Below are 17949 nucleotides of genomic sequence, written 5' to 3'. Positions count from 1 at the left end.
AGATGTCCGCCGCTCCCCTGGCCAGCGTACCGCTGGCCGTCAACGGCGCGCCCTGCCTGCTGCACCGGGTACGCTTCCGCTCCGCCGCGGACGGCGGCGGCCTGCCGCTACTGGCCACCCTGCGCGATCCGCAGCCGGCGCTGGCCGTCCTGGCGCAACGCATCGAGCTGAGCGAAGACGCGGAACTGCCGGAGACCGCCGTCGACGACGAGCTGCTGGTGATCTTCGCCAACGCCGGGCTACAGACCGGGCACGCCTGGCGCCAGCGCCTGGAAGCCTGGATGGCCGCCGGCGAGGACGAGCGCCAGCCGACCCTGGAAGCGCCCTCGTTCGGCGAGCGGGTGCTGTGGCGCCCCGGCCGCGCGCTGGTCATCGGCAACCCCGAGCGCTGCCGGGAGCTGCTCGAAGGCCTGGCCGTCTTCGCCTGGCACGAAGGTCACCTGCGCCGCCTGGAAGGCGAGACCGCGGCGGCCTGGGAACCGGCCCAGGCCGATGTCGAACTGACCCAGCTACCGCGCCGTGCCGCCCTGCGGCGCCAGGAACATGTGAACCGGCAGGTGCGACGCACTACACTCTGGCGCATGGCCTATGCCCGCCTGGAGTCGCACCTGGAGAAGCCGCCGCTGCAACTGAACGGCGCTGTGCGCCGGCTCTACAACGAACTGGCCATGCAGGCCGAAGTGCACGATCGCCTGGCGACCCTGGACGACCGCATCGAAGTGCTGCAGGACCTCTACGAACTGGCCGCCGACCGCCTCGGCGAATACCGCTACTTCCGGGGCGAACTGCGGGTCGAATGGCTGATCGTCGCCATCCTCCTGCTGGAGGCCGGCCTGAGCCTGTGGGAATTGTGGAATCACTGAAACGAGGCTGCCATGAGAATACTGCTGGCCGAGGACGACCTGCTGCTCGGCGACGGCATCCGCGCCGGGCTGCGCCTGGAAGGCGATACCGTGGAATGGGTGACCGACGGCGTGGCCGCGGAGAACGCGCTGGTCACCGACGAGTTCGACCTGCTGGTGCTCGACATCGGACTGCCGCGCCGCAGCGGCCTGGACATCCTGCGCAACCTGCGTCACCAGGGCCTGCTCACCCCGGTGCTGCTGCTCACCGCGCGGGACAAGGTGGCCGACCGGGTCGCCGGGCTCGACAGCGGTGCCGACGACTACCTGACCAAGCCCTTCGATCTCGACGAACTGCAGGCACGGGTGCGCGCCCTGACCCGCCGCACCACCGGTCGCGCCCTGCCGCAACTGGTGCACGGCGAGCTGCGCCTGGACCCGGCGACCCACCAGGTGACCCTGTCCGGGCAGGCGGTGGAACTGGCGCCGCGCGAATACGCACTGCTGCGCCTGCTGCTGGAGAACAGCGGCAAGGTGCTCTCGCGCAACCAACTGGAGCAGAGCCTCTACGGCTGGAGCGGCGACGTCGAGAGCAACGCCATCGAAGTCCACGTCCACCACCTGCGGCGCAAGCTCGGCAACCAGTTGATCCGCACCGTCCGCGGCATCGGCTACGGCATCGACCAGCCGGCGCCCTGAAAACCGCCTACCGGAGTCCCCCGATGTCCCGTGCCGCCGTCCCCTCCGTCCGCCGGCGCCTGCTGGTCAACCTGCTGGTCGGCTTCGTGCTGTGCTGGCTGAGCGTGGCGGCGCTGACCTACCACCTCTCGCTGAAGCAGGTGAACCGCCTGTTCGACGACGACATGGTGGACTTCGGCGAAGCCGCCCTGCGCCTGCTCGACCTTGCCACCGAAGACCAGGCCGGCGAGGACGGCTCCATCACCGAGATCATCGAACGCAGCCGCGAAGCGATCCAGGGTCTGCCCCTGCTGCGCCGCGAAAGCGCCCTCGGCTACGCCCTGTGGCGCGACGGCCAGCCGCTGCTGTCGAGCCTCAACCTGCCGCCGGAGATCACGGCCCAGGGCCCCGGCTTCAGCACCGTGGAAGCCCAGGGCACCCACTGGCGGGTGCTCCAGCTGAATATCGACGGCTTCCAGATCTGGATCAGCGAAAACCTGATCTACCGCCAGCACACCATGAACCTGCTGCTGTTCTACTCGCTGTTCCCACTGCTGCTGGCGCTGCCGTTGCTCGGCGGCCTGGTCTGGTTCGGCGTTGCCCGCGGCCTGGCGCCGCTACGCGAAGTGCAGGCCGAGGTCCAGCAGCGCTCCGCGCGACACCTGCAGCCGATCGCGGTGGAAGCGGTGCCGCTGGAGATCCGCGGCCTCATCGACGAACTCAACCTCCTGCTGGAGCGTCTGCGCACCGCCCTCGAGGCCGAACGCCGACTGACCAGCGACGCCGCCCATGAGATCCGCACGCCACTGGCCAGCCTGCGCACCCATGCCCAGGTCGCGCTGCGTTCGGAAGACCCCAAGGCCCACGCCCGCGGCCTGCTGCAAGTCAGTCGCAGCGTCGAGCGGATCAGCACCTTGATGGAGCAGATCCTGCTCCTCGCCCGCCTCGACGGCGACGCCCTGCTGGAGCAATTCCACCCGGTCAACCTCGCCACCCTGGCCGAAGACGTACTCTCCGAACTGGCGCGCCAGGCCATCGACAAGGACATCGAGCTGTCGTTGCACCAGGAGACCGTGCACGTGATGGGCATCGACCTGTGGCTGAAGGCGATGGTCGGCAACCTGGTGGGCAACGCCCTGCGCTACACACCGGCCGGGGGCCAGGTCGAGATCCGCGTCGAGAATCGCGCCCAGCACGCCGTGCTGCGGGTGCGCGACAACGGCCCCGGGGTCGCCCTGGAAGAGCAGCAGGCGATCTTCACCCGCTTCTACCGCAGCCCCGCCACCAGCAGCGGCGAGGGCAGCGGCCTGGGCCTGCCGATCGTCAAGCGCATCGTCGAACTGCACTTCGGCAGTATCGGCCTGGGCAAGGGACTGGAGGGCAAAGGGCTGGAAGTGCAGGTGTTCCTGCCGAAGACCCAGCCGGACGCGACGCGGCCGCCGGCCAGAGGTCCGGACAGCGGGCGGTCACATATCTGATAGCCTGCGCATTGGCCGGGAAAGGGATAGGCTAGCGGCTTCGCAACCTCCCAGGAGACCCGGATGAACATCGGTGAAGCGGCGAAGAAAAGCGGACTGACGCCGAAGATGATCCGTTACTACGAGTCCATCGAGTTGCTCCGCCCAGCCGGACGCAGCGCCAGCGGCTACCGCCACTACAACGAGAACGACCTGCATACCCTGGCGTTCATCCGCCGTTCGCGGGACCTCGGTTTCTCCCTCGACGAAGTCGGCAAGCTGCTCACCCTCTGGCAGGATCGCCAGCGTGCCAGTGCCGACGTCAAGGCCCTGGCGGCGCAGCACGTGCGCGAGCTGAATCGCAAGATCGAGGAGCTCAGCACCCTGCGCGACACCCTGCAGGACCTGGTCGAGCACTGCCAGGGCGACCACCGCCCCGACTGCCCGATCCTCAAGGACCTGGCGTCTGGCTGCTGCCACTGATATCCAGCAGCGGCCAGCGCGCCGTCCAGTTCTTCTCCCGCAGGCGCCGCCGGTAGACCTCCGGCTTGCCGGCGAAATGCGCGGTGGGCCGCACCTTCAGCGCCAGCAGGTCGTCGACGCCCAGCGGTGCCAGTAGCTCCAGGCGTTCGCCGACGAGCCGCAGCGCCACCGCCGTGCACGTTTCCGCCCAGTGGCACAGCGCATCGGCGCAATCCCGGTAGGGCCGGTCGCCGTTGCGCAGGTGCATGCGCGCCTGGTTCTTCACCGACCAGGGTACCTCGCAGCAACGGCGCAACGCGGCCTCGAAGTCGGCGTCGGCCTGCGGGTCGAGGGCCCGCGGGGCGAAATGAAGTACGTCGATGTCCGCCAGCGGCGTGGCTTCGCCGTAGCCATGCAGATGGTCCCATACCGCGTTGCGCACGAAGCCGGCGCCGATCCAGGCGCCCTCCGGGCCGACCTCGCGCAGCACGCGGAGCAGATGCAGGCGCGAGGAATCGGCGGCGATCAGCGCGAGGATGTCTTCCGCCGTTTTCATCCCAACCGCCGCACCGGCCAGGCGAAGCGTCGCAGCAGGCTGGCCGGCAACAGGGTGATGGCCAGCCCGACGAACACCAGCGCGCAGGCCAGCAGGCTGTCCAGGTCGAGGCGTTCGCCGAGCAGCAGCCAGCCGGCGAGCATGCCCGACACAGGCACCGCCAGGGCGAACGGCGTCACCAGGCTGGCCGGGTAGTGGCGCAGGAGGAAACTCCAGATGGCGAAGCCCACCGTGGTCGCGCCGAAGGCGATGTAGAGCAGCGCGCCGAAGCCGCCCCAGCTCATGTTCAGCACGGCGCGCTCGATGGCTTGCGGACCTTCGAATAGATAGGAAAGCGCCAGCAGCGGCAACGGCGGGACCAGGCTGACCCAGCAGATCAGGCGCAGCATGTCGGTGGCCCCGGAACGCTTGGTGGCGATATTGGCGAAGGACCAGGCCAGCGCTGCGGCGACCACCAGCAGGAATGCCAGCAGGCTGTCTCCCAGCGGCCGTTCCAGGCCGATCAGGACCAGCCCCGCCGCCGCCAGCAGGAGGCCGAACAACCCGCGCGGCGTCGGCCGCTCGCCCAGCCACAGGGCGGCGATGAGGATGGTGAAGAATACCTGGCTCTGCAGCACCAGCGACGACAGCCCGGCCGGCATGCCTTGGGCCATGCCGACGAACAGCAGGCCGAACTTGACCACCCCGAGGAGCACGCCGATCAGCAGGATGCGTCCGAACGGCGCCGGCATCGGCCCGCGCAGGACCAGCAGCGGCAGCGCCGCCAGGGCGAAGCGCAGGGCGCAGAACAGCAGCGGCGGGAAGTCGCCGAGGCCGACCTTGATCACGACGAAGTTCAGACCCCAGATCAGGGTCACCAGCAGGGCGAGCAGGATATGTGCAACAGGCATGGCGGCCTCCGGAAAACTTCAGGCCACGCTAGCAGTTGCGTGCGCAAGGGTCGCGATACAGTTGGCGGGAAAAAACATCCGCCAGCCGCTCACTGCAACCAGGGCGGCGGCGGTTCCTCGCGCTCGCCACGCGGCGCGTCGTCGGCCTGGCGCAGCGCCTGGCGACGCGCCTCCTCGCGCTGCGCGGCCTCGATCTCGCGGAGCACCGCGCGCACGTCGGCGGCCTCTTCGGCTTCGACGAAGGTGCCGCTGAGCGGGGTTTCCGCTGTCAGCTCGCCGGCTTCGTAGAGCGCCCACATTTCCTTGGCATAGCGGGTCTGCCTGAGTTCCGGGGCGAAGCGGCCGAAGTAGGCGGCCATGTTGCCGACGTCGCGTTCGAGCATGCTGAACGCATGGTTGTTGCCGGCCGCGTCGACCGCCTGCGGCAAGTCGATGATCACCGGGCCGTCCGGACCGAGCAGGACGTTGAACTCGGAGAGGTCGCCGTGCACCAGGCCGGCGCAGAGCATGGCGACGATCTGGCGGATCAGGAAAGCGTGGTGGCGCCGTGCCTCGTCGGGCTCCAGCGTCACGTCGTTGAGACGCGGCGCAGCATCGCCGTCGGCGTCCGCCACCAGTTCCATCAGCAACACGCCATCGAGGAAATCATAGGGCTTCGGCACCCGCACACCGGCCCCGGCGAGACGGAACAGGGCCGCCACTTCGGCATTCTGCCAGGCTTCCTCCTGTTCGCGGCGGCCATACTTCGAGCCCTTGGCCATGGCCCGCGCCTGGCGGCTGTTGCGGACCTTGCGGCCCTCCTGGTACTCGGCGGCCTGGCGGAAGCTGCGCTTGTTGGCTTCCTTGTAGACCTTGGCGCAACGCAGGCTGTCGCCGCAACGCACCACATAGACCGAGGCTTCCTTGCCGCTCATCAGCGGGCGCACGACCTCGTCGATCAGACCGTCTTCGATCAACGGTTCCAGGCGTCTGGGTGTCTTCATCGGTGCTACGCGGTTCCTCGGGGCCAATGTGTAAGGCAAAGGGTCTGACGTTATACGGCAAACGCCGTGCCGAGCACAGCCGGACGCGCCGGCTTTCCGCCGGACTGCGCACCGATCGGCGTACTAGGCCGGTGGCGCGGTGAGTTCGATGCTTTCCGCCACCGCCTGTTCCAGCCGCTGCATCTCCACGTCCAGCGCCTCGGCGCTGTCGGCGTAGCGCCGGGCAACCTCGGCGAAAGCGTCGGCCACGGCGACGAAGGCCTCCACCAGCCGTGGGTCGAATTCACTGCCGGCGCCGGCCTGGATCAGCAGCACCGCCTCGGCATGCGCCAGCGGCGGCCGGTAGGCGTGCCGGCTGGTCAGTTCATCGTAGCGGTCGGCCAGGGCGACGATCCGCGCCGCCAGGGGAATCCGCTCGCCCGCAAGGCCTTCCGGAAAGCCCCGGCCATCCCAGCGTTCGTGATGACTGTAGGCGATCTGCCGGGCGAAGCGGAGGAATCCGGAAGGCTGGCCGAGCCGCCGCTCGGCGCTGGCCAGGGCGTCGCGCCCGGCGCGGGTATGGCCCTGTAGCAGGGCGGTGTCGGCGGCGTCCAGTTGCCCGGGGTTGAGCAGGACCCGGTCGGGCACCGCGACCTTGCCGATGTCATGCAACAGCGCCGACTTGCTCAGCAGGTCGACAGCCTCCGGAGTCAGCTCGTCGGCGAACGCCCGCTGCGCCGCCAGGTGCTCGGCGAGCAGCCTGACATAGCGCTCGATACGCGGAAGATGGCGGCTGCGCGGGTTGTCGCGAAGATCGCCAAGGGTCGCCAGGGCTTCGATGACGGCGTCCTGCAACTGTTGCAGCTGGCGCGTGCGACGGCGAACTTCGAGTTCCAGGTATTCGCTCTTGTCGCGCAGGAAATCGGCATTGGCCTTCAATTGCAGGTGGGTGCGCACCCGCGCCAGGACGATCGGCGGGCTCACCGGCTTGCCCAGGTAATCCACCGCGCCCAGGGCCAGGCCCTGTTGCTCGTCGTCGCGATCGGCGCGGGCAGTGAGGAACATCAACGGGATGTCGCGGGTCAGCGGATCGGCCTTGAGCCGTCGGCAGACCTCGTAGCCGTCCATGCCCGGCATGTTCACATCGAGCAGGATCAGGTCCGGGCGCGGCTCTTCGACGGCTGCCCGCAGCCCGGCCGGGCCGCTGCCGGCGGTGCGCACGCGGTACTGCTCCTCGAGCAGCTCGCGCATCAGCAGCAGGTTGTCCGGGGTGTCGTCCACCACCAGCACGAGTTCCTGCTCGGGCCTGTCCAGCATGCTCTCCATCGCCCCTCCGGCCTTCGCTACGGGGCCGCCTGGCGGCGACCGTCATTCCGTATTGAAGACGCTGGAGACGACTTCTGCACGTCCGGTCAGGCGCCCGGGGCGACCGTTCAGGGCGTCAGGCGGAAACGCAGTGGCGAATCCTCGGCCTCGGCGCCGTTCTCGCTCTCGCCGAAGGCCCGGCGCTCGATGGGGTCCTGGCCGAAATACTCCTTGATCGGCGACTCGATGGCCTTGCCGCCGGGGCTCACGTGACTGGCGCAACCGCCAAGGAACACCAGGACCACACCGATGACCAGCGCTTTCATCTTCGTACCCCCGTCAGCCCGGCCCATCCGGGCGCTGCGCCGCATCATGGCGCAGCCCGCCTTAGGGATCGCTTAAGGCATTCAGGCGGCGGCGCGGCTGGCGCGCCACTGGGGCAGGCCGATGAGCACCACGGCGCTGATGATCACCGCCATCGCCAGCCCCTCGATACCGCCGATCCGCTCGCCGGCGAACAGGGTGCCGAGCAACACCGCCACCGCCGGATTGACGTAGGCATAGCTGGTGGCCGCCGCCGGCCGTACGTTGCGCAGCAGGTACTGGTAGGCGCTGAAGGCGATGATCGAGCCGAACAGGATCAGGTACACCAGCGCCAGCCAGCCGCTGGTGCTCGGCCAATGCTCCAGGCGCTCGCCGCTGGCCAGGCTGCCGACCAGCAGCACCGCGCCGCCGACCAGCATTTCCGCGGCGCTGGCCATCGGTCCGGCCGGCAGCGACAGGCGCCGGCTCCACACCGAGCCGAAGGCCCAGGACGCGGCGGCGAACAGGATCAGGCCGGCGCCGGCAGGGCTGGCCTGGAGGTTCGAACCGAGGTTGAGCAGGACGATGCCGAACAGCCCGAGCACGATGCCGCCCCATTCCAGCGTGGTGTTGCGCTGGCCGAACAACTGGCTGAACAGCAGGGTGAACAGCGGCACCGTAGCCACCGCGAGGGCCGCCACCCCGGAAGACACGCCCCAGTGCTCGGCCACCGTCACCCCGCCGTTGCCGCAACTGAGCAGGAGGATTCCGACGACCCCCGCGCCGCGCCACTCGCGCCAGGTCGGCAACGGCGCGCCGCGCCAGCGCAACCAGGCGAACATCAGGCCGCCGGCGATGACGAAGCGCACCCCGGCCATCAGCATCGGAGGCCAGGACTCGACGCCGAAGCGGATCGCCAGGTAAGTGGAGCCCCAGATGAAGTACAGGGCGAAGAACGCACCGAAAAGCAACAGCGGAAGGCGACGGGCAGGCATGGAAAGCACTCGACAGGGCAGGCGGGAGAAAGACTTCATTTTATGAGGTCGCTACCCGCCGGTTAAGGCACAGCCGCTGGTTATCGGGACGTAACACTTTTCTTTCCATGGAAATCGGCCATGCTTTCCGTCGATTCGACAACCGGGACCCATCATGGACAAATACGACCGTGCGCTCCTCGCCGCCCTGATCGACAACGGCCGCCTGACCTTCGCCGAACTGGCCCGGCGCATCAACCTGTCGCCCCCGGCGGTGGCCGACCGGGTGGCCAAGCTGGAGGCCGAAGGGGTGATCACCGGCTACCACGCCTCGGTGAACCTGGCCAAGCTCGGCCTGCCCATCGAGTGCGTGATCGAACTGCGGATCACCGAGAAGGATTGCCAGTCGGTGCTCGACGAACTGGCCCGGATCCCCCAACTGACCCTCTGCCACCGGATCACCGGCGACGCCTGCGTGCTGATGAAGGCCGCCGTGGCTTCGATGCCGGAGCTGCAGGACCTGATCGACCGGCTGATGAAGTTCGGCATCAGCAAGACCTCGATGATCCTCTCCACCCCCTTCGCCGACCGCCAGCCGGCAAGCCTGCGGGGGCAGGACGGCAATGGCGGATGTGCGGCGTGAGCCCTACGCCGGGGTTATCCGGCAGGCGTCGGGATCCGTACTTCATCGCCGCCACGAACCCGAACGGTAGGGCGCATAACGCCAACGGCGTTATCCGCCGCAGCGGCACTCCCGGCCGATAGCGGAGCCGCCCTCACCCCAACTCTCTCCCTGAAGAGAGAGGGGATTCTCCGTACAAGCGTCGAATTCGCTGTCTCCAACGCCGCCGACGAACCCGAACCGTAGGGCGCCAGCAAAAAAAAAAGGCGGTCCCGTTCGCACGGCACCGCCCAAGTCACGGAGTTGCTTACATCGTCGAGCGACAAGGCCGCTCGCCCTATTGGATTACCGCTCGATGATCGCGGTCACACCCTGCCCACCGGCGGCGCAGATGGAAATCAGCCCGCGTCCCTGCTCCGCCAGCGAGAGCAGCTTGGCCAGGTTGGCGACGATCCGTCCTCCCGTGGCGGCGAACGGGTGGCCGGCGGCCAGTGAGCTGCCCTTGACGTTGAGCTTGCTGCGGTCGATGGAGCCCAGCGGCTGGTCGAGGCCGAGGCGGGTCTTGCAGTACTCGGGGTCTTCCCAGGCCTTCAGGGTGCAGAGCACCTGGGCGGCGAAGGCCTCGTGGATCTCGTAGTAGTCGAAGTCCTGCAGGCTCAGGCCGTTGCGTGCCAGCAGCCGCGGCACCGCGTAGACCGGCGCCATCAGCAGGCCCTCCTGGCGATCGACGAAGTTCACCGCCGCCGCCTCGCCGTCCTTGAAATAGGCCAGGATCGGCAGACCGCGCGCCTTCGCCCACTCCTCGCTGGCCAGCAGTACCACCGAGGCGCCGTCGGTCAGCGGCGTCGAGTTGGCCGCCGTGAGGGTGCCGCGCGAACCGCGCTCGAACACCGGCTTGAGGGTGCCGATCTTCTCCAGGTCGATATCCGGGCGCAGGTTCTGGTCGCGGGTCAGGCCGCGGAACGGCGTCATCAGGTCGTTCTGCCAGCCCTCCTCATAGGCCGCGGCCAGCTTGTGGTGGCTCTCGAAGGCCAGCCTGTCCTGCTCGTCGCGGGGAATCTGCCAGGTCTGCGCCATCAGTTCGCAGGACTCCCCCATCGACAGCCCGGTGCGCGGCTCGCCGTTGCGCGGGATGGCCGGGACCACGTGGCGCGGGCGGATCTTCAGCAGGCTCTTGAGCTTGTCCAGGTTGCTCTTGCCGCGGTTGGCCTCGAGGAGAATCTTGCGCAGGCCCTCGTTGACCCCGATCGGCGCGTCGGAAGTGGTATCGACGCCGCCGGCGATGCCGCTGTCGATCTGCCCGAGGGCGATCTTGTTGGCCACCAGGATCGCCGCCTCCAGGCCGGTACCGCAGGCCTGCTGGATATCGTAGGCCGGGGTTTCCGGGGCCAGGCGCGAACCGAGCACGCATTCGCGGGTCAGGTTGAAGTCGCGCGAATGCTTCAGCACGGCGCCGGCCACCACCTCGCCAAGGCGCTCTCCGTGCAGGTTGTAGCGCTCCACCAGGCCTTCCAGGGCGGAAGTGAGCATCTCCTGGTTGCTCGCCGTGGCGTACACGGTGTTCGAGCGGGCGAAGGGAATACGGTTGCCGCCGACAATGGCGACCCGGCGCAGCTGGGTCATGGAAGAACTCCTTGCTGGAATCGTTTACGCCGAGCCGAGGCTCGACCCGTTAACTGAGCGGTCAGTGGCGCACAGGCTAACCTTAGCCGGTCGCGTCGCATTGGCCGCCCTGCCGTTATCCCGGTCAGCGCGGTCAATTGCGGCGAACAGGTGGCTGCGTAGAGTTGTCCACACTGTTACCCGCGTTCCCTCGGCATCGTTGGCCGGCGGAATCCACCTTCAGCCTTGGAGCCTTTCCACCGGGAGCCCGTTCCATGACCGATCGTTACATCGCCTTCGCCAACTCCCCCGTCGGCCGCCGCCTGGTTGGCGCCGTCGGCCTTCCCTCCCCGCTGCGCCTGGAGCGCTGGCAGGCCGGCCGGGTGCGCCCGGTGGACGGCCCGCTGGTGATCGGCGGGAGCGGCGCGCTGGCCGAGGCCGTGCTGCCCTTCGCCGGCAAGCTGACCGACGCGGTGTTCGCCGCCGTCGAGGGACAGTTCGAGCTGCCGCGCTGGACCGCCGAGCACAGCCCGCGGGCCAAGGCGGTGCTGTTCGACGCCAGCGGCCTGACCCGCTTCGAGCAGTTGGTGGCGCTGCGCGACTTCTTCCAGCCGGTGCTCAAGGGCCTCGACAAGTGCCCGAAGGTGGTGGTCCTCGGACGCCCCCCCGAGTCTCTCAAGGACCCGGTCGCCGCCAGCGTGCAACGCAGCCTGGAAGGTTTCACCCGCTCCCTGGGCAAGGAAATCCGTCGCGGCGGCAACGTGCAGTTGCTGTACGTCGGCAAGGGCGCCGAGGACCAACTGGAAGGCGCACTGCGCTTCTTCCTCTCGCCGAAGAGCGCCTACGTCTCCGGCCAGGTGATCCGTCTTGCCGCCAACAGCGCCCAGGTCCACGACTGGAGCAAGCCGCTGGCCGGCCAGCGCGCACTGGTCACCGGCGCCGCCCGCGGCATTGGCGCGGCCATCGCGGAAACCCTGGCGCGCGACGGCGCGGAAGTGGTGCTGCTCGACGTGCCGCCGGCCAGGGAGGCCCTCGAAGGCCTCGCCGCGCGCCTCGGCGGCCGTGCCGTGGCCCTCGACATCTGCGCCGCGGACGCCGGGCAGCAACTGGTGGACGTGCTGCCTGAGGGCGTCGATATCGTTGTGCACAACGCCGGGATCACCCGCGACAAGACCCTGGCGAAGATGAGCAGCGACTTCTGGAACTCGGTGATCAACGTCAACCTCAATGCCCCGCAGGTGCTGACCCAGGCCCTGCTCGACGGCGGCAAGCTGCATGACAACGGCCGGGTGGTGTTGCTGGCGTCGATCAGCGGCATCGCCGGCAACCTCGGGCAGAGCAACTACGCGGTGAGCAAGGCCGGCCTGATCGGCCTGGCCCAGGCCTGGGCGCCGGCGCTGGGCAAGCGCGGCATCACCATCAACGCGGTGGCGCCGGGCTTCATCGAGACGCAGATGACCGCCGCCATTCCGCTGACCATCCGCGAGGCCGGCCGGCGGATGAACTCCATGAGCCAGGGCGGCCTGCCGCAGGACGTCGCCGAAACGGTGGCCTGGTTCGCCCAGCCGTCGTCCGGCGCGGTCAGCGGCCAGGTGCTGAGGGTGTGCGGGCAGAGCCTGCTGGGGGCCTGAGGCGGCCCCTGACTCCCCGGCAACAGGACGCCGACCCGGTAGGGCGGATAACGCCAACGGCGTTATCTGGCCCTGCACCGGGAAACCACCGGTAGCCCCTTCGGACAGGCCCTACCCGCGCCCCTGCTGCCCGCGCCGGCGGAACTCCACCGGCGTCTCGCCGACCCAGCGCTTGAACGCGCGATAGAAGGTGCTCGGCTCGGAAAACCCGGTGCGTTCGACGATCACTTCGATGCGCTCGTCGGTCTTCAGCAGCAGTTCCTTGGCCAGTCGGCAGCGGTAGTCGGTGACCAGATCGTTGAAGCGCACCCCGGCCATCGCCAGGCGTTCGCGCAGACGTCGGGCCGGCATGCCGAGGCGCGCGGCGACCTGCTCCAGGGTGGCGCCTCCGTCCACCAGCAACTCGCCGATCAGTTCGCGGACCTGGCGCACCAGGTCCAGGCGCTCCACCTCGGCCAGTTGCCGGCGCGCCAGCGACTCGTGCATGCGCAGCAGTTCCGGGGCGGCGTGGCGCGAGGGTTTGTCCAGCACCGCGGCATCGAATACCAGCGCGTAGCGCGGCATGCCGAGGATCGTCGGGCAGCCGTAGACCGCACGGTAGCGCTCCATCGGCGCGCCGGTTTCGTTCATCAGTTGCACTTCCAGCGGCTTGAACTCGCCCTCGGTGAGCGCGCCGAACAGGCGGATCACCGCGCCGGCGAGCATTTCCGGGAAGTGGCGGTTGATCGCCGGCGATTCGCCCAGCGACAGCACCGCGCGCTCGCCCTCCACCTCCAGTTGCGCCTGCAGGGTGTCGGACAGCAGGCGTACGTAGCGCAGGGAATGGCGCAGGCCGGCGCCGAAGGTATCGCTGGAGAGGAACAGGTATTCCAGGAGCAGGCCGTGGAACGCCGGCAGGTGCTCGGCCAGGTGCAGGCCGACATGCTCTTCGCCGCACTCGTCGGCGGCGGCCTTCCAGAACAGGTTCTGTGCGGAATGGGGGAAACGGCCGGCCGGCAGGCCACCCGGTGGCAGCCCGACACGGACCAGGACCCGGTCCGGATCGCAGCCGCTGGCGCGCAGGGCGTCGATCACCGGGCGCATCAGCGCTACATCGTCGGTCAGATCACGCATGGTGTTTTTTCTAGTTATCCATGGGGCGGGCCCATCTTAGGCAGCTTTGCCATCCCCTCTCAAGGAGAGGCCATAGAAATAACCCATCCCGCATGACGGAAAAACCCTCAGATCGACTAGCCGCCGGCGTGGTCGAAAATCTCGATGCAGACGCATCCCGGAGCCGATTGACCGCCCTGCCAGCGGCGTCGGCCAGGCGGCCAATGCCTGCTGCGGGTGCTCGACTAAGCTGACAGCCACCTATTTCGAGGAGATGTCCAATGCCCACCGCCTGGCTCGACCTGCCCGCCCCACCCGCCCTGCCCGGCCTGTTCCTGCGCGCCGCACTGCGCCGCGGCATCCGCGGCAAGGCCCTGCCCGAGCGCGGCCTGCGCAGCCAGGTCACGGTGGACCCGAAGCACCTCGAGCGCTACCGCCAGGTCTGCGGCTTCCGCGACGACGGCCTGCTGCCGCCGACCTACCCGCACATCCTCGCCTTCCCGCTGCAGATGGCGCTGCTCACCGACAAGCGCTTCCCCTTCCCGCTGCTCGGCCTGGTCCACCTGGAGAACCGCATCGACGTGCTGCGCGCGCTCGGCGGCCTCGGCCCGTTCACCGTGAGCGTCGCGGTGGAAAACCTGCAACCGCACGACAAGGGCGCCACCTTCAGCATCGTCACCCGCCTGGAAGACCAGCTTGGCCTGCTCTGGGTCGGCGACAGCAAGGTGCTCTGCCGCGGCGTCAAGGTGCCCGGCGAAATTCCGCCGAAAGCCGAGCAGGAGCCGCTGCCGCTGGAGCCGGTCGACAACTGGAAGGCGCCCGCCGACATCGGCCGGCGCTATGCCCGTGCCGCCGGCGACTACAACCCGATCCACCTGTCGGCGCCCAGCGCCAAGCTGTTCGGCTTTCCCCGCGCCATCGCCCACGGCCTGTGGAACAAGGCTCGCAGCCTGGCCGCCCTCGGCGAGCGACTGCCAGCCTCGGGCTATCGGGTCGAGGTGCGCTTCCAGAAGCCAGTGCTGCTGCCGGCCAGCCTCACCCTCCTGGCCAGCGCGGCGGCGGCGGACGGCCAGTTCAGCCTGCGCGGCAAGGACGACCTGCCGCACATGGCCGGGCATTGGAGCCGGCTACAGGGCTGACGCCGGTCCGCCATGCCTTGAAGCTTCGGGCGCAAAGCCCGAAGCTATGCGGCTGCTTACCGCCACCGCGAAGAATCCCCCATGGACCTGCACGAACTCACCGCGCGCCTGCACGCCATCCGCGACCGCAACGACTGGCGCCAATTCCACAGCCCGAAGAACCTGGCCATGGCCGCCAGCGTCGAGATGGCCGAACTGGTGGAGATCTTCCAGTGGCTGACGGAAGACCAGTCGCGCACGCTGTCGGCCGAGCAGCTCGAACACGCTGGCCAGGAAGTTGGCGACATCGTCCTTTATCTGCTGCTGTTCTGCGGGGAAACCGGCCTCGACCTGGAACAGGTGGTGCGCGCCAAGCTGGCCGACTGCGAACGGCGCTTCCTGCCATGAGCGACCGCCATTTCGACGAACTGGCGACGCGCTTCGCCGAAAAGATCTATGGCGGCGCCAAGGGTGCGATCCGCCTCGCGGTACTCCAGGCCGACCTCGCCGAGGCCCTCCCGGAGCGACCTCTGCGGGTCCTCGACATCGGCGCCGGGCTCGGCCACATGTCGCTCTGGCTGGCCGCTCGCGGCCACCGCGTAACCCTCGCCGAGCCAGCGCAACCCATGCTCGACGGCGCCCGCCAGCGCTTCGCCGAAGCCGGGCAGGCCGCCGAATTCATCCAGGCGCCCTGGCAGGAACTGCTCGGCCAGCTCACCGAGCCCTACGACCTGGTGCTCTGCCACGCCGTGCTCGAGTGGCTGGCCGAACCCCATGCGATCCTGCCGGTGCTGCACCAACTCTGCGCACCCGGCGGCTGGCTGTCGCTGGCCTTCTACAATCGCGACGCTCTGATCTACCGCAACCTGCTCAAGGGCCACTTCCGCAAGCTGCGCAAGGAACGCTTCGCTGGCGAGGGGCAGAGCCTGACCCCGCAGCGCCCGCTCGACCCGCGCGAGCTGGAACAGGCGCTGGCAGCGCGTTGGCGCATCGAGGCGCGCAGCGGCGTGCGGGTGTTCCACGACTACATGCCGAGCGAGTTCCAGGCCAAGGCCGAACGGCTCGACCTGGTAGAAATGGAACTGGCCTACCGCCGCCACCCGGCCTTTGCCGGGCTTGGCCGCTACCTGCACTGGCTGTGCCGCCCGCAATGAAAGGCGCAGAATGCAGTCTGAGCCTGCAAGGGCCGCCGACGTAGCGCGGCCACGGAGCGTCGAGCATGCAATCGCGACTGTTGATCCTGCCGTTACTCGCCAGCCTGGCCGCCCTCGGTGCCTGCCAGGGCGACAATCCCTACCGCGCCAGCTCTCTGCCCTACCCGCCGCAGCCGGCCACCGCGGCCAATCCCGGCCTCGATCCCGGCGCCTATCCGGCGGCGCCGCGCGACTACGCCCGCTACCGTAGCTGGAGCTGGGCCGCCGCCGGGGTCAGCGGCTTTCCCCAGGGCCTGGACGACAACCAGTTGCGCGACGCCGTCAGCCAGCAGCTCGACCAGCGCGGCCTGCGCCCGGCGCGGCCGGGCAGCGCGGCCGACCTGCAGGTCAGCGCGTTCCTGCGCAACGAACTGCGCACCCGCCAGGTCACCGACTACTACGGCGGCTACTACGGCAACTACGGCGGCTGGCGCGATCCCTGGTACGGCTATGGCGCCAGCTACCCGGTGACCCGCAGCTACACCGTGCAGGTCACCGTGGTCCGCGTCGAGCTGAACGACGCCCGCAGCGGCCAGCCGGTGTGGGGCAACAGCGCCGAGTTCGACTCCGGCGACTCCGCCAGCGAACAGGCCAAGGCCCTGCGCGAAGCGGTGAAACGGGCGCTGTCGAGCTACCCGCCGGGCTGATCGGCGAGCACCCGGCGGCGGATCGCCTCCATCTTCCTGGGCGAGTTGCTCATCACCGCGTCGGCGCCCAGGGCGCGCGCGGTGCGGTAGTCCTCGGCGGTCTCGATGCCGAACATCACCACCTTCACCGGCTCGCGGCGCACGCAGTCCATCGCTTTGCGCGTCCACAACTGCGCCGCCGGCACCTTGTAGGAAGACTCGCCAAGGGTGAAGCGCTCGGTCACCGTCAGTTCGCGGCGCAGCTCGATGCCCATCCAGGTGCCGCCGGCCGGCGGTGCCTCGCAGCGCTCGCCGAAGGCCAGGCCGACCAGGCGGTTGCGCGTCGCATCGCGGCTTTCGAACTGTCGCGCGCGGTCCGCGTAGCGCTGCGTCAGGTAGTCGTTGGCGGCCTTCTCGGTGGAATAGAAACGCACCCGCGACCAGGCCTTCTGCCGCTCCAGCTCGCCGGCCACGGCATCGACCAGCGGCTCCACCGGCAGCGACTTCATGTCGAGGAACACCGGCACCTGCGGCGGGATCGCCCGCAGCGCCTGGCGCAGCGTAGGAATCCGCAGCGGCTTCTGGCGGTAGGGATAGCTGCCGTCCTCGGCCTTGAACATATAGCCGGCGTTCAAGCGCGCCAGCTCGGCCAGGCTCGACTGGCCGACCGCGCCGGCGCCCTGGGTCAGGACCGCCAGGTCAGCGGGGCGATAGAGCACCGGATGGCCATCGGCGCTCAACTGCACCGACAACCATAGCGCGTCGGCGCCGTTGTCCAGCGCCTTGCGGATCGCCAGCAGGGTGTTCTCCGGGTAGTCCGCGGTGCCGGCGCGATGGGCCACCAGCAGCGGGCCCGGGCCATCCGCCGGTACCACCGAGCGTGCCTCGACGCAGCCGGTCAGCGACAGGCCCAGCAGCAGGATCGCAATACTTCGATTCATTTCATTCTCCCGTCGCGCCCTATAGGGCGGGTGCTCGCCAACGTTACTTGTGGAGACGCTTCAAACCCGCGTTTCCTCTTGCCTTTCATCCGGCGCTGAGCTTGGATGTGAACTCTGACTGGAGAAAAACCATGATCCGCCGAATCCTGCTGCTCGGCCTGCTCCTCAGCCTCGCAGCCTGCGAAACCACCCAGCTCGACCGCGACTTCGACAGCTCCCGCGACTTCGCCGCCTACCGTAGCTGGAGCTGGTCGCAACCCGCCTTCGAATACCGCCCCGACGACCCACGCATCAAGAGCGACCTCACCGAGCAACGCATCCGCGAAGCCGTCGCCCAGCAGCTCGACCAGCGCGGCCTGCGTCCGGCCCAGGGCAACGCCAGGGGCGACGTCACGGTGCGCGCCTACCTGATCGTCGACGATCGCCAGGACCAGATCACCACCAACTACGGCGGCGGTTACTGGGGCGGCTACTGGGGAGGATACTGGGGCGGCCCGGCGATGGCCGAGACGCGCACCGTGAATTACAAGGTTGCCACCCTCCAGGTCGACCTGTTCGACGGCAAGGACGGCAAACTGGTCTGGCGCGGCAGCGGCGAGCAGATCATGCGCACCAGCCCGCCGAGCCCGGCCGAGCGCGAGCAGGCGATCCGCGAGACGGTGCAGAAAGTCATGTCGCAATACCCGCCGCGCTGA

Annotated in this window: 20 protein-coding genes; 11 read left to right on the top strand and 9 right to left on the bottom strand. The window is 68.9% G+C overall.

Features of this window, described 5'->3' with window-relative positions; genetic code table 11:
* Positions 1-2 precede the first annotated feature (2 nt).
* The 4 genes from ACTJJX_RS01595 to cueR all read left to right on the top strand — a co-directional run bounded on the left by ACTJJX_RS01595 (position 3) and on the right by cueR (position 3460).
* Positions 3-863: a hypothetical protein gene (locus tag ACTJJX_RS01595; RefSeq protein WP_003102235.1), complete on the top strand. Its 861-nt coding sequence runs from the start codon at positions 3-5 to the stop codon at positions 861-863.
* Positions 864-875: 12 nt separating this feature from the next.
* Positions 876-1541: a two-component system response regulator PrmA gene (pmrA, locus tag ACTJJX_RS01590; RefSeq protein ID WP_003102236.1), complete on the top strand. Its 666-nt coding sequence runs from the start codon at positions 876-878 to the stop codon at positions 1539-1541.
* A 23-nt stretch (positions 1542-1564) separates the two neighbouring features.
* Positions 1565-2998: a two-component system sensor histidine kinase PmrB gene (gene pmrB, locus ACTJJX_RS01585; RefSeq protein ID WP_003102237.1), complete on the top strand. Its 1434-nt coding sequence runs from the start codon at positions 1565-1567 to the stop codon at positions 2996-2998.
* 63 nt (positions 2999-3061) lie between these two features.
* Positions 3062-3460: a Cu(I)-responsive transcriptional regulator gene (gene cueR / locus ACTJJX_RS01580; protein WP_003095248.1), complete on the top strand. Its 399-nt coding sequence runs from the start codon at positions 3062-3064 to the stop codon at positions 3458-3460.
* Here the strand turns inward: cueR and ACTJJX_RS01575 are convergent.
* The 6 genes from ACTJJX_RS01575 to yedA all read right to left on the bottom strand — a co-directional run bounded on the left by ACTJJX_RS01575 (position 3429) and on the right by yedA (position 8450).
* Complete coding sequence (locus ACTJJX_RS01575) at positions 3429-3995, bottom strand: nucleotidyltransferase family protein (protein ID WP_016852167.1); 567 nt, start codon at positions 3993-3995, stop codon at positions 3429-3431. The two genes, cueR and ACTJJX_RS01575, sit on opposite strands and share 32 nt — an antisense overlap.
* Complete coding sequence (locus ACTJJX_RS01570; RefSeq protein WP_003102239.1) at positions 3992-4885, bottom strand: EamA family transporter; 894 nt, start codon at positions 4883-4885, stop codon at positions 3992-3994. Before ACTJJX_RS01570 ends, ACTJJX_RS01575 begins: the two co-directional genes overlap by 4 nt.
* 89 nt (positions 4886-4974) lie before the next feature.
* On the bottom strand, positions 4975-5868 hold the full coding sequence (locus ACTJJX_RS01565; protein WP_003095255.1) for a PA4780 family RIO1-like protein kinase: 894 nt from the start codon (positions 5866-5868) through the stop codon (positions 4975-4977).
* A 123-nt stretch (positions 5869-5991) separates the two neighbouring features.
* Entirely contained in the window at positions 5992-7173 is a 1182-nt protein-coding gene (locus tag ACTJJX_RS01560) for a cyclic di-GMP phosphodiesterase (RefSeq protein WP_003102241.1), read from the bottom strand.
* A gap of 107 nt (positions 7174-7280) precedes the next feature.
* Positions 7281-7526 carry a hypothetical protein gene (locus ACTJJX_RS01555; RefSeq protein WP_016852168.1) on the bottom strand — a complete coding sequence of 82 codons (246 nt, stop codon included), beginning with the start codon at positions 7524-7526 and terminating at the stop codon, positions 7281-7283.
* Between the two features lie 33 nt (positions 7527-7559).
* On the bottom strand, positions 7560-8450 hold the full coding sequence (gene yedA, locus ACTJJX_RS01550; protein ID WP_003161350.1) for a drug/metabolite exporter YedA: 891 nt from the start codon (positions 8448-8450) through the stop codon (positions 7560-7562).
* A 154-nt stretch (positions 8451-8604) separates the two neighbouring features.
* Here yedA and ACTJJX_RS01545 point away from each other — a divergent pair, with 154 nt between their 5' ends.
* Positions 8605-9072, top strand: a complete 468-nt coding sequence (locus ACTJJX_RS01545; protein WP_003095262.1) for an Lrp/AsnC family transcriptional regulator — start codon at positions 8605-8607, stop codon at positions 9070-9072.
* Between the two features lie 324 nt (positions 9073-9396).
* On the opposite strand, the gene ACTJJX_RS01540 is transcribed toward ACTJJX_RS01545, so the two are convergent.
* Entirely contained in the window at positions 9397-10674 is a 1278-nt protein-coding gene (locus ACTJJX_RS01540; RefSeq protein WP_003102247.1) for an acetyl-CoA C-acetyltransferase, read from the bottom strand.
* A gap of 254 nt (positions 10675-10928) precedes the next feature.
* On the opposite strand from ACTJJX_RS01540, the gene ACTJJX_RS01535 reads away from it, so the two are divergent.
* On the top strand, positions 10929-12284 hold the full coding sequence (locus tag ACTJJX_RS01535) for a 3-oxoacyl-ACP reductase (RefSeq protein ID WP_004352620.1): 1356 nt from the start codon (positions 10929-10931) through the stop codon (positions 12282-12284).
* Positions 12285-12395: 111 nt separating this feature from the next.
* On the opposite strand, the gene ACTJJX_RS01530 is transcribed toward ACTJJX_RS01535, so the two are convergent.
* On the bottom strand, positions 12396-13397 hold the full coding sequence (locus ACTJJX_RS01530; protein WP_003095270.1) for an AraC family transcriptional regulator: 1002 nt from the start codon (positions 13395-13397) through the stop codon (positions 12396-12398).
* Positions 13398-13657: 260 nt separating this feature from the next.
* Between ACTJJX_RS01530 and ACTJJX_RS01525 the strand changes: the two genes are divergently transcribed.
* The 4 genes from ACTJJX_RS01525 (at position 13658) to ACTJJX_RS01510 (ending at position 16334) form a co-directional block, all read left to right on the top strand.
* Complete coding sequence (locus tag ACTJJX_RS01525; RefSeq protein ID WP_003095272.1) at positions 13658-14515, top strand: MaoC family dehydratase; 858 nt, start codon at positions 13658-13660, stop codon at positions 14513-14515.
* A gap of 81 nt (positions 14516-14596) precedes the next feature.
* On the top strand, positions 14597-14902 hold the full coding sequence (locus tag ACTJJX_RS01520; protein ID WP_003102255.1) for a nucleotide pyrophosphohydrolase: 306 nt from the start codon (positions 14597-14599) through the stop codon (positions 14900-14902).
* Positions 14899-15648 carry a methyltransferase domain-containing protein gene (locus ACTJJX_RS01515; RefSeq protein ID WP_003111303.1) on the top strand — a complete coding sequence of 250 codons (750 nt, stop codon included), beginning with the start codon at positions 14899-14901 and terminating at the stop codon, positions 15646-15648. The genes ACTJJX_RS01520 and ACTJJX_RS01515 overlap by 4 nt, the downstream gene beginning before the upstream one ends.
* A 65-nt stretch (positions 15649-15713) precedes the next feature.
* Positions 15714-16334, top strand: coding sequence for a DUF4136 domain-containing protein (locus ACTJJX_RS01510; RefSeq protein WP_003102259.1), 621 nt, complete (start codon positions 15714-15716; stop codon positions 16332-16334).
* Here ACTJJX_RS01510 and ACTJJX_RS01505 read toward each other — a convergent pair.
* Positions 16319-17254: a glycerophosphodiester phosphodiesterase family protein gene (locus ACTJJX_RS01505; RefSeq protein WP_003102260.1), complete on the bottom strand. Its 936-nt coding sequence runs from the start codon at positions 17252-17254 to the stop codon at positions 16319-16321. The two genes, ACTJJX_RS01510 and ACTJJX_RS01505, sit on opposite strands and share 16 nt — an antisense overlap.
* Positions 17255-17385: 131 nt before the next feature.
* Between ACTJJX_RS01505 and ACTJJX_RS01500 the strand changes: the two genes are divergently transcribed.
* Positions 17386-17949, top strand: a complete 564-nt coding sequence (locus ACTJJX_RS01500; protein ID WP_003095282.1) for a DUF4136 domain-containing protein — start codon at positions 17386-17388, stop codon at positions 17947-17949.

The sequence above is a fragment of the Pseudomonas sp. 22490 genome (genome assembly GCF_052044465.1).
Classification (GTDB): domain Bacteria; phylum Pseudomonadota; class Gammaproteobacteria; order Pseudomonadales; family Pseudomonadaceae; genus Pseudomonas; species Pseudomonas aeruginosa.
Note: the sequence above shows the minus strand (reverse complement) of the source record. Positions and strands in the feature narration are given on the sequence as shown.